The organism is Parabacteroides sp. PF5-6 (genome assembly GCF_029504695.1).
In the GTDB taxonomy this organism is placed as follows: Bacteria; Bacteroidota; Bacteroidia; order Bacteroidales; family Tannerellaceae; genus QVMG01.
Genome location: NZ_JAQFIN010000002.1, coordinates 333600 through 346582, shown reverse-complemented (window position 1 = coordinate 346582; position 12983 = coordinate 333600). Strand labels below are relative to the sequence as shown.

The window sequence follows — 12983 nt, the reverse complement described above, 5'->3', positions numbered from 1 at the left end:
CTATCGCTCTAAGACGGTGCAAAGATAGATGTTTTTTTATAGCCACCAAACTTTTGACGCAAAAAATAAAGTTCGAATCTATCGATAATAACTGGAGCCGTTGCGTCTTGTTTTTTTATTATTTTTGCTGTGAAGTAAAATATTTATGAAATGGCCAGGATAATCTTGTTGACCGACTTCTCTGAAGAATATGCAAAGGATTTGTTGAAAGGGATTGTAAAATATTCGCTGGAACATTCTCCCTGGGTATTGTGTAAGATGCCTCATTCCTATCGGGTGAAGAATGGGGTGGAGGGAGTTTTGAGTTGGGCGAAGGAGTGGGGAGCCGATGGGATTATTGCTCAGTTTTATAATACGGATAATGTAAGTATATTCAAGGAGAATGGTATCGCTGCCATTGCTCAGGATTTTAAAGAACGTTTTACGGAGATACCCAATATCACCGGCGATCATCATCTGGCCGGGCGAATGGGGGCTGATTATTTTATACAGAAAGGCTTTAAGAATTTTGCTTTTTACGGCTTCCGGAATATTGTCTGGTCGGAGGAACGCAGTGAGGGCTTTCAGGCTGAATTGGCCCGGCATCGGAATGGCTATAGTTTTTATGAGTATCAGAACGAGGATTTTCTGGAGTTATGGTATTATGATTCCGAGCCTTTGATCGATTGGCTGAATAAACTCCCGAAGCCGATAGCTCTGATGGCCTGCGATGATAACCAGGCACATCAGATCAGTCAGGTTTGTAAACAATGTGGCATTAAGATCCCGGAAGAAATATCCTTATTGGGCGTGGATAATGACGAAGCGATCTGTACACTATCCGACCCGCCTTTGTCTTCCATCCACCAGGCCGTGGAGAAGGGAGGATACGAAGCAGCGATATTGATGGAGCGTATGATTCGTAATCCGCGAGGCGAATATGAGGATATCGTGGTGCAGCCAACGCATATCGTAACCCGGCAATCGACCGACATCTATTCGACCAGCGATAAATACATCTCTGTCGTCTTGCAATATATCCACCAGAACTCAAATAACCGGATTACGATCTCCGACCTTACCGACCTTGTGCCTTTGTCGCGCCGGTTGTTGGAAAACCGTTTTAAGGAAGTGACCGGTTTGCCTGTTTATACCTATATTATTAACCTGCGTATTGCGAAATTTGCCCAGAAGTTACTCGAGTCGAACGACTCGATTGTTGAAATTGCTTCGGATATGGATTTTATCGATTACAAGAACTTCTCCCGACAGTTCAAGAAAATCATGGGGTGTACCCCTTCTTCTTATCGCGATGTTCACTCTCTTTTATAGGTTTATGAAATTTTTGCGTAATATGAGGATATTATTACGTAAAAGGAGTTCTTAATATCTGTATTATCTACTTACTTTGTGTAAATAAAAAACCCGACGTCTTTTCTTAGAGGATAAGGAGAGATGATGATAACCGGTTGAGAGTGAATGTTTCATGCGCTCTGTCCGGAGGATGTGTAAATCAAAACTTAAAGAAGCGTATTTATGAAAAATTATTAAAAACCCAAATTGATTCCGCAACGGAATAATTCCTTTTTGTGATAATAGAACCGCAGTCTTATGGACTGGTAAACGATGTATGCTATAGCCTTATGTTATACATATTATTAAAGAAGCGAAGAAATACTTAGGTAGTATAGGTTAATCACTAAATCAAAAAAAAGAATGAAAAAGCGAGTTTTAAAGACGATCTCTGTACGTCTTGTATGTGTTGTTTTTCTACTGAATTGTTTGGTTGGGCTGATGGGAGCTATGGCGGCTCCTGATGCAAATGGGACACACTCTTCACCCGTATCCCAGCAATCGACAAGAAAGATCTCCGGTCTTGTCAAAGACCAGGTTGGCGACCCGATAATCGGGGCTAATATCTTTGTGAAAGGATCCACTCAGGGAGTTATTACCGGTTTGAATGGGGATTTCCAATTGGATGTTCCTCAAAACGGGGTGGTTGTGATTAGTTATATCGGTTATCTGACTCAGGAAATTACGATTACGAATCAGACTAATCTGAACATCTTACTGATAGAAGATACGCAAAAGCTGGAGGAAATTGTGATCCTTGGATATGGAGCACAGACACGGAAGTCTGACCTCTCGGCTTCGATCGGTATCGTAAAAGAGATAGAGACACTGAAAGGTCGTCCGGTTGCCTCAACCGAATCCATGCTTCAGGGGCAAATACCGGGTGTGACAGTGGTGGCGCAAGGGGGTGACCCAACTGCGACTCCTTCGATAGTCATCCGCGGGCAAGGTTCGACCTCCTCGGAGAAGGTCCTGTGGGTAGTCGACGGAGTTCCCGGTGCTCCATTGAATACGAATGATATTGAATCTATTGTTGTATTGAAGGATGCTGCTTCTGCCGCTATTTATGGGGCACATTCGGGTTCTGCCGGGGTTATCCTGGTGACCACAAAAAAAGCCAAAGCCGGAAAACCTTCTCTCGCATATGAAGGAAGTTTCGGTGTACGCCAGGCAAGTAATCTGCCGCAATCGCTGACCATAGAGCAACAACGCCAGGTGGTGAATACTTCGTATGGTGCTGCCGGACAAAGTATTCCTTCGGGCTGGGATCCTTCGGTTAATCCGGAAATAGCAACTACCCGTACCGATTGGATGGATGAGGTTTTCCGCAATGCAATTTTTCAACGTCATGATGTGTCGCTGAATGTTGGAACAGAAGATTTCACCAATCGTATTTCATTGAATTATACGAGTGACGAAGGTACGCTTCGGGGCACCTACAAGGATGTATTGAGCATGCGTTATAATGGTTCGTATAAATTGAATAAATACGTGACAATCAGTGAAGATTTCATGTATCGCAAGAAAGATAACCGGGGAACAGATACCAGTAGCGGTTATTCCGGCGTAATCCTTTCCGCACTTTATATGCCACGAAGCGCCGTCCCGTATTATGAAGATGGTTCTTATGGGGGCGTCTGTGCCCGTGATGGGATCGCAGCTATTCACGGAGACGTGGTTAATCCGCTGCGTACATTGATGGCCAATACGCAGGAAGATAAGACGAATTATGCTTCCAGCTCAACCATCTTGCAGGTGAAAGACATTATTCCGGGACTGAAATTTACCAGCCGCTTTACTTACCGTTATGAAGATTGGTATTATAAGAATTTTACTCCGATATCCACAGAACCGGGAAAACCGAACGGGGTGAACGAACTTTCGTATGAAACGGCGAAATCGACCTATTGGGAAACGGAAAATACCCTTACCTACGATAATACTTTTGGAAAGCATTCACTCGGCGCTTTGTTCTCTACGACTGCCGACCAGTTCCGTAAAAAAGGATTTACTGCCGGAGGACGTAATTTCAACAATGAGAATGAGATCTATCAATATCTGAATTATGCCTCGACGGCCGTTACTTCAACAGATTATTATAAAGATCCGGATAATAATGTGGCTTTGATCGGGCGATTGTCTTACAGTTATGATAACCGCTATTTTGTGACAGCTTCCTGGCGCCGTGACTATGCCGGCCGCCTTCCCGAAGGGAAAAAGAGTGGGGATTTCCCTGCAATCACTGCCGGATGGAAAATCTCAGAGGAGAGTTTCTTCCCTAAAAACGATGTGCTTACTTTCCTGAAAATGCGTGCCAGCTGGGGACGTATCGGTAACCTGGGATCTATCGCTACGGCTTATGGTAGCCCGACTCTTTCCAAAGACGGGAATAATGATGGTAAGCAGGTCGGAAAAGACGCCACCATAACCACCAACCTCCTTTATTTGAAAACGGCCTATAACAGTAATCTGACCTGGGAAACTTCCGAACAGACAGACCTTGGTCTTGATATGAACTTCCTGAAGGACCGTTTGTCTTTCTCTATGGACTTCTTCTATAAACGTACGGTAGACCTGATCCAGTCTCAGACTTCCGGTTGGCCGAACTATATGGGTGTAGAGCCGAAGCTTATCAACCAGGGCGAGATCCGTAACCGCGGTTTTGAATTTATGTTGAACTGGAATGATAATGTAACCAAAGATTTCTCTTATACGATCGGCGGAAACTTATCCCTTCTTAAAAACTGGGTGGAAGATATCGGTGTGACCGATGATAAAGGTGAAAAGTCAGTATGGGCGCACGATGATGGTTTCAGAGGCACCTTATATCCTTACCAGACAGCCGAAGGCCAACCGCTTTATACATATTACGTAATCAAAACGGATGGAATCTTCCAGAGTGATTCGGAAGCTGCCGCTTACGTGGATACGAATGGTAACCGGATCCAACCGAATGCAAAAGCCGGCGATCTGAAGTTTATCGATCAGAATGGCGACGGAAAGATTGATACCGAAGACCGGGTGTATATGGGCAGTTATATGCCGAAAGTTACCTTCTCTTTGATGGGCGGCTTCACCTATAAGAAATTAACCTTCAGTATGATGCTTCAGGGAGCGGCTAAGACAAAGGTATTTAACGCATCCCAGTTTATTCTTTTGAATGAAACACAGGGTAACTTTAACCGTTGGGATAAGATCCTCGACGCCTGGTCGCCCAGCAATACCGGAAGCAATATCCCGCGCATATCCAAAGAAGATGCAAACGGAAACTTCGAGACATGCTCTGATTTTTATCTGGAAGATGCCTCCTATCTGCGTATAAAGAATGTGACATTGGCATACGATCTGACCGATATCTTGCGCAAAGCCACTTGCTTTAGCGATCGTAAAAGCGCGTTGACGGTTTATGCCAGCGGGGAAAACCTGTACACCTTTACCGGCTATTCCGGAATAGACCCGGAAGTTGGCGGCAAAGGGCTTGATGCAATGAAGTATCCGGTATCCAGAGTGTTATCCTTGGGTATAAAACTGACGTATTAATATCGATGCACAACGTGCGATTGTGAGTTTAACATATCAATAAAATAAATAGACGTATGAAAAATTATATTATAATCCTATCTATATTAATAGGACTGACAACTACTTCGTGTTCTGACTTTCTTGAGGTAACACCGGAGGGTACACCCAGTCAGGGAACTTTCTTTCAGACTGATAAGGACGCAACGGACGCCATAGATGCCTTATACTGGATTATGGGAAAGGAAACGACATTCGGCCGCGACCTGTTTTACGAACAAGCCGGGGGAGGAGATGACTTCGTATGGGGACGTTCACGCGGATTTAACAGCTTGGCAAACTTCCATTTCAACGGCGATGAGAGCCCGTTGACCTCAAACTGGAAGATGTTTTATGACTATATTGCCCGTGGAAACTGGATTGTATCTTCTTTATTGAAAAAAGGAGTAGACAATTTGTCGAGTGTGGAAAAACGGAGCTTAGGCGAAGCGTATTTCATGCGGGGCTGGTGCCATTTCATCATGGCTTATCGTTACGGACGCGCCGATCAGGGTGTGCCTTTCGTTCGCTATGAAGATTATGATACCTACAATTATGAGATCCCGGATCAACAGGCGACTGTCATGAAAAACTATGAATTGGTCATCGACGATTTGGATAAGGCAATGACTTATCTACCCTATTTCGAGGAATACAGCACCGATGACTGGGGACGTGCGCATAAGGCAGCGGCTATTGCCGTAAAGGTGAAGACGTATGCCTATTGGGCTTATCATGATAACTCGAAATGGGCGCAAATACCCGAATTGGTCAATATGCTTGAAAATGATTGCAAACGCGGTCTATTGGGTGACTTCGCCGAGGTATTTAAGATCGCGAACAATTGGTCTAAGGAATATATCTGGTCTGTGACGTCGAATGGCGCAAGCGAGGCCGGAAGCGAGTTCCCGGGTGTTGTGTTGGAGAATAAAGGATGGGGCAAATATAATGGTTGGGGATATATGAAACCCACTTTAGGTTTGTTTGAAGAGTTTGCCGAAGGCGATACCCGACGTGCGGTTACCATGCTTGAGTATGGACAAACCTTTACTTTCCTGGGCGAAGAGATGCGTTTTTCTTCCACCTCCGATTATGAAGCCGGATTTATGCTGAATAAATATATGGAACCGTTCTCGTATGGCACGAATGGCGATATGACGACCAATTCATATATTTCACAGAATGGTAATGACCCGACAACCGATTTGAATTTACCTCTATTCCGCCATGCCGAAATGGTTCTCTTTAAAGCGGAAGCGCTTATTCAGTTAGGACGAGGAGGGGAAGCGGCAACCGAACTGAATCGCCTGACCTCACGCGCAGGACTGGGCAATAAGTATACCAATGCAACGATGGAAGACCTGATGCATGAGCGCCGTTGCGAATTGGCCGGAGAATTTACCGATCGCTTTATGGACCTGAAACGCTGGAAGCAATATGATAGGCTGAATGCACCCAAGTACGGACGTCATTATGAAGACCGGGGTGATCCGGATGCTACATGGACAAAAATACAGATCTGGCCATTGGGCGAAGAAACACGTATATTCGAGCCTGAGTATGATATCGTATTCCCTTATCCGACACAGGAAGTCACCAAGGCTGCCGGTCGGTTAAAACAAAATCCGATAGGGAATTGATCTGACAATTAGCTCGGACATTCCGGAGCCTATTAGTGAAACACCAGTGCTTTGCGAATGAAGCACTGGTGTTTTATTCGCAAAATGCTAATTTTGTAAGGAAAAGAGTACTGATGAAAAAGATTCACTTATTATCTGTCATTTGCCTGTTAGGGGTAATCAGTTGTATCCAGGAGGAAAAGAAACCGATTGATTATGTCGATCCATTTATTGGGACCGGTTTTCACGGACATACCTATCCGGGAGCCACGGCGCCTTATGGAGCGGTGCAATTAAGTCCGGATACCCGAAAAGGGAACTGGGATGCCTGTTCCGGATATCATTATAGTGATAGTACGATTATCGGCTTTTCTCATACTCATCTGAGTGGGACGGGCTGTATTGATCTGGGAGATATTCTTTTTCATCCGACCACCCGAGACCTCAATCCTACCAATAACGGATCTGTTTTTGAACCTTTATCTTTTTCTCATAAAGATGAAAAAGCTTCTCCGGGTTATTATTCGGTTTACTTTCCCGAAGAAGGTATTCGGGCGGAACTGACGGCAACAACGTATACCGGAGTGCATCGTTATACGTATGATAAAGGGAAAAAGCAACATTTGATTATAGACCTGGCTCATTTGCTCGAAAATGAAGTGATTGATATGGTCGCTGTTCATCAAACCGCATCCAATGAAATATCCGGTATGCGCAGGACACAAGGATGGACTCCTAATCAGTATATTTATTTTGTTGCTCAATTTTCTTCCGACTTTCAGGATGTTACTTTTATGAGTGACGGCGAAATACAATTACCTGCGACAGACTCTGATAGTCAAAACCGGCAGGTCTTACTTTCTTTCGGCACTTCGGATGGGACGCCGATTGTAGCTAAAGTCGGGATCTCTATCGTAAGTGAAGACAATGCCCGCCAGAATATGCAGGAAGATACCCGGGATTTCAATTTCGATGTTATTCATGCCGAAACACGGTCGGCGTGGGAAAATGCGCTTTCCGATATCACTGTGGAAGGGGGAAGCGAAGCCGACTTAAAGATTTTTTACACCGCACAGTATCACACCAAGATCATTCCCAATATAGTTAGCGACCGCAATGGTCAGTACCGTCGTCATGATATGGCGATTGCGCAAGCCTCTCCGGGAAGTGAACAATATTCTACCTTTTCTATCTGGGATACTTTTCGTGCCTGGAACCCATTGATGACCCTGGTGAATCCTGAATTGGTCAATGCTATGATCCGTTCTTTTCTTGAAGTATATAAAACTACCGGCGAATTGCCTATATGGCCTTTGTCTGCCGGTGAAACAGGAACAATGATCGGCTATCACAGTGTTTCGGTCATTGCGGATGCTTATCGGAAAGGGATCCGTGACTATGATGTGGAACTGGCATTCGAAGCGATGAAACGGTCTTCGGATATAAACAGTAAAGGATCAGATTACTATGTGAAATATGGTTTTATACCTTCCAATATCAAGCGTGAATCCGTTTCCTGTCTGTTGGAATATGCGTACGATGATTGGTGTATTGCCCAAATGGCCAAGGAATTGGGAAAGGATACAGATTACGAAACCTATAAACAACGCGCATTATCTTATATTCATGTCTTTGATGGATATACCCGTTTCTTCCGTGGAAAGAGAATGGATGGAAACTGGGATAATTCTTTCAATCCTTTTGAACCGGGAAGAGCCTATACTGAAGCAACGGCATGGCAATACCGCTTCTTTGTTCCTCATGATGTGAACGGAATGATACAACTTTTCGGCGGGAAAGAAGAGTTTACCGCCCAACTGGATAGTTTGTTTCTCGTGGAATCGGCAGTAGAAGGAGAGATGGTGGATATAACCGGATTGATCGGTCAATATGCACATGGAAATGAACCGAGCCACCATATGGCCTATTTGTATAATTATGTCGGGCAGCCCTGGAAGACTCAGGAAATGACCCGCCGTATCCTGAAAGAAATGTATTTGCCTACTCCGGAAGGCATTATCGGAAACGAAGATTGTGGACAGATGTCGGCATGGTATGTATTCAGTAGCCTCGGCTTCTATCCCGTATGTCCCGGAACTGGTGAATTTGTATTCACTGCTCCCTTGTTTAAAAAGGCGACTATCCGGTTGGCCAATGGGAAACGATTAACTATCGAGGCTAATTCATCTGCAAAAAATATTTATATTGAACAGGTAAAACTCAATGGACGGGAGATTGAAAAGAATTTCCTGACTTATGAACAGCTTATGGAAGGCGGCCTTTTGGAATATCATCTTGTCGAACAACCGAACAGGGGGAGAGGAGTGTCGGAAGAAGCTTCTCCTTATTCGCTGACAATGGAACCAGTGGTGTCTATCCCTTATACAACAAAAGATCTATATCTGTTTGTCGGGGAGACAATGGTTGATCTGGGTACGGCTACACCTGGGGCAACGATCTGTTATACCCTGGATGGAACCGAACCCAATCGCAATTCTACCCTTTATAAAGAGCCATTCCACCTGTCAGGTACAAGGACTATCCGGGCAAAAGCTTTTAAAGAAGGATATCAGCCAAGCCGGACTTTTTCTATTGAAGCAACGAAAGCTGTTTTCGATAATCCGCGAATAATGAAAGGGAAAGAAAACGGCACTGATTATCGCTATTACGAAGGTTACTTCCAATGGGTAGCCGATATCGAAAAAACACCGGTGAAAGCGCAAGGAATTATGCCTTCGCCTTCTATTGAAAGTGCCCGCCAGGAAGATCATTTCGCTTTTATATTTACCGGATATCTGTGGGCGCCTGAAGATGGGATTTATGAGTTTATGACACGTTCGGATGACGGAAGTGTATTGTATATAAACGACAAAAAGATAGTAGACAATGACGGATCGCATGCTGCCATTATGGCGAACGGGCGGATCGCGTTGAAAAAAGGATATCATACCTATAAGTTGATGTATTTTGAAGATTATGAAGGGGAACATTTGAGTTGGGGATGGAAGACGCCTTCTTCCTCTGCTTTTGAAGCCATACCCGAATCTAATCTTTATATAAAGTAAAGGAAAATAGAAAATAGTAATGCCATGAAACACAGATGTGAAAGTTTTAATAAAAGAGGAATAATATTTTTCGTCCTGTTCGTTTTGTCCCTGCAACTGGTTTATGCACAGGACGTATTGCTTCACTCTCATAATGATTATCGTCAGCGTGTGCCTTTCTATCAGGCGTATGCACAGCAATTCTCTTCCATAGAAGCGGATATTTTTGCTACAGATAAAGCCGATGAACTGTTGGTTGCCCATGACCGGAACGAGCTATCCACAGCACCTACGTTAGACGAATCTTATATTGAGCCCTTAGTGAAGCTTTTTCGCAAGAATAAAGGAAAAGCCTGGCATGACTCCGATAAAACCCTGGTGTTATTGATCGATCTGAAAACGCTGGTCGATCCAACATTGGACCGGTTAATTCAAAAGCTACAGCAATATCCTGAAGTATTCGATCCGACGGTCAACCCTTTGGCCGTGCGGGTAGTCATTTCCGGTAACCGTCCGAAGCCGGAAGACTTTCATCGATACCCGGCAATCATTTCTTTCGATGGAGATCAGACCGGTTATACTGCCGATCAGTTGGAGCGGATTGCTATGATCAGCTTGAATCTGCGTGATTATACCCACTGGAACGGGAAAGGAACGATCATTGATTCCGAATATGCCCAGGTGACAGAAGTGATCCGCAAGGTACATTCCCTGGAGAAACCCATTCGCTTCTGGGGAACGCCGGACGGAGTAACTGCATGGAATACCTTTTATACGATTGGGGTCGATTATATCAATACCGATGCACCGGAAGCCTGCGCGGCCTACTTCCGTGATTTCCAAAAGAAGACTTACCGCATCAATACCGCAGATCAGAGCGAAGACGATCTGGCACGCGCCACCCGGTTAGACAAGGCTACTGCAGGCTTTGAGGGGTTCCGGACGAAAAACCTGCAACTTGCGAAAGGAATTGAGACCTATCAGCCTACGTACCGGAACGACGGAGACAATACGGTGGTCCGGAATGTAATTTTCCTGATCGGCGACGGGATGGGACTGGCGCAGATCTGTGCGGCCGACGCGGTGAATAAGGGGCTGACGATGTCGCTTCTGAAATATGTGGGCTTGCAGCAAACCCAGGCCGACGACGCATGGACGACCGACTCGGCCGCGGCAGGCAGCGCCCTGGCCACAGGCAATAAACACAAGAACCGGCATATCAGTATGGGCACCAATGGCGAAGTCTATCCGTCGCTGACTGATATTTTCCATGCCAACGGATATGCTGCCGGCGTGGTCACATTGGGCAATCTGGCGGATGCCACCCCTGCAGCCTTCTATGGCCATTCGACCGAAAGGGATCATTCCGATGAAATCACCGCCTGGCTGTTGGATGGAAAGCTAACCGTGTTGAGTGGCAGCGGCATGCGTGAACTGACCAAGCGTCAGGACGGCATCGATCTGGTGGACGACCTGCAAAAGAAAGCGGGCTACCGCATCGCTACGTCTATAGCCGATATGAACGCCCAATCCGGGAAAGTGATCTGTGTGGATGAACGAATGGAACATGCGGCTACCGGAGAGACTATCGGCCTATTGGCAGATGCAACGCGCGAAGCCATCCGCAAACTGTCGGAAACAAATGATAAAGGCTTTTTCCTGATGGTGGAAGGCGCGAAGATCGATTACGCAGGACATGCCAATTCCCTGCCCGGATCGATCCTGGAAACATTGAGTTTTGACCTGGCGGTAGCCGAGGCTTTGAAGTTCGCCGACAGCAATGGAGAGACAATGGTGATTATTACCGGCGACCACGAAACCGGAGGCCTGAGCCTTGTTGACGGCGATAAGAATGGCGGAGGGATTACCGTTCAATACACGACGGATGATCATACACCCATCATGTTGCCGGTCTTTGCCTATGGCCCTCAGGCGAATAAGTTTACAGGCGTCTATCCGAATACGCAGATCTTCCATACTGTATTGGAAAACGTGGAGTTGGGGAATGTTAGTGCCAAAGAAAAACTGGCTTTCCATGACGGGAAGTTCCGCATTGTGCAGTTCACCGACTTGCATTGGAGCCATAACTCGCCCAATTGTGCCCAAACAGCAGCTACCATCCGGGCGGTATTGCAAGCGGAAAAGCCGGATGTGGCGATCCTGACCGGCGATGTCGTCACGGATGCGCCGGCAGCCGAAGGCTGGAAAGCCATTGCCGCCCTGTTTGAAGAAGCCGCTATCCCTTTTGCCGTTACGATGGGGAATCACGATGCCGAAGCCTCTATCACCAAAGCGGAAATTTATGAGATCCTGGCTGCCTCCCCTCATTTTGTAGGCGAGAAAGGGCCGGAATATATCAAAGGCTGTGGTAACTATGTCCTGCCGGTCTATGATTCAAAAGGAAAAGGGACGGTTGCCGCTTTGCTCTATTGCCTGGATTCCAATGATTATCCGTCGGCAAGCAAGTATGGACACTATGACTGGATCCATTACGATCAGATCGACTGGTATCGCCGGCAGAGCCTGAACTATACGCGTGCCAATGGCGGAAAGCCGTTGCCCGCTTTGGCTTTCTTTCATATCCCGATCCTGGAGTATTATAATGTAGTAGGCAAAAACACAACCATAGGGAATAAAGAAGAGGGGATTGCTTCGCCACTCATTAATACCGGCTTCTTTTCCTCTTTGATCGATCGGCAGGATATCATGGGTGTCTTTACCGGGCACGATCATGATAATGACTATATCGGGATCGAGCAGGATGTCGCTTTGGCTTTCGGGCGGGTAACCGGTGCGGATGCCTACGGCAAATTTGAAAGAGGCGCCCGGGTTATCGATCTCTATGAAGATAAATTTAAGTTCGATAGTTGGATCAGAACTCCTTCCGGCACCGAATTGACTTATTATTTCCCTTCCGGATTGTCGTCGATCGATGAAGAGAATATGGAATATCTCCCGGCAAAACCGGTAGAACCCCGGAAGCAAGGTGTAGCCTATACCTATTATGAAGGGAAATTCAAACATACGGACCAGATGCGCTCCGGCGTAAAGGTGAAAGAAGGTACGATGCCGAATATATCTATCACCGGAGCTCCGGCGGAAGACCATTTCGGGTATGAATTTCGTGCCTGGATCCGGATCCCGGAAAGAGGTGTTTACCGCTTTTATACGTTCTCCGACGACGGATCGAGGTTGTTGATCGACGGGAATGTGGTTGTCGATAATGACGGTTCGCATAACTCCCGCCGGAAAGACGGGAAGGTCGCTTTAGAGGCCGGTTTCCATGAACTGAAAGTCTTGTATTTCGAGGATTATATGGGGCAGGTACTGGAAGTCGGTGTTTCCAGTCGGGATATCCGCGAGACGACCCTGCCGGATTATTTCCTATACCTCCCGGAGAAAGAGTGAAAGATTTAGATAAAACCAAATA

The 12983-nt window shown here is 45.9% G+C and carries 5 protein-coding genes and 1 pseudogene; all 6 read left to right on the top strand.

Annotated elements, in window-relative coordinates; all coding sequences use genetic code 11:
- Positions 1–150: 150 nt before the first annotated feature.
- Entirely contained in the window at positions 151–1311 is a 1161-nt protein-coding gene (locus tag M2133_RS03530; RefSeq protein ID WP_277464586.1) for a DNA-binding transcriptional regulator, read from the top strand.
- A 384-nt stretch (positions 1312–1695) separates the two neighbouring features.
- A complete protein-coding gene (locus M2133_RS03525) occupies positions 1696–4872 on the top strand; it encodes a TonB-dependent receptor (protein WP_277464585.1) in 3177 nt (1058 codons plus the stop codon).
- A 56-nt stretch (positions 4873–4928) separates the two neighbouring features.
- On the top strand, positions 4929–6530 hold the full coding sequence (locus M2133_RS03520) for a RagB/SusD family nutrient uptake outer membrane protein (RefSeq protein ID WP_277464584.1): 1602 nt from the start codon (positions 4929–4931) through the stop codon (positions 6528–6530).
- A 113-nt stretch (positions 6531–6643) separates the two neighbouring features.
- A complete protein-coding gene (locus M2133_RS03515) occupies positions 6644–9574 on the top strand; it encodes a GH92 family glycosyl hydrolase (protein WP_277464583.1) in 2931 nt (976 codons plus the stop codon).
- A 24-nt stretch (positions 9575–9598) separates the two neighbouring features.
- Positions 9599–11377, top strand: a pseudogene (locus M2133_RS03510) (alkaline phosphatase); the annotation flags it as partial.
- Between the two features lie 159 nt (positions 11378–11536).
- Entirely contained in the window at positions 11537–12961 is a 1425-nt protein-coding gene (locus M2133_RS03505) for a PA14 domain-containing protein (protein ID WP_277464727.1), read from the top strand.
- The last annotated feature ends 22 nt before the right edge of the window (positions 12962–12983 follow it).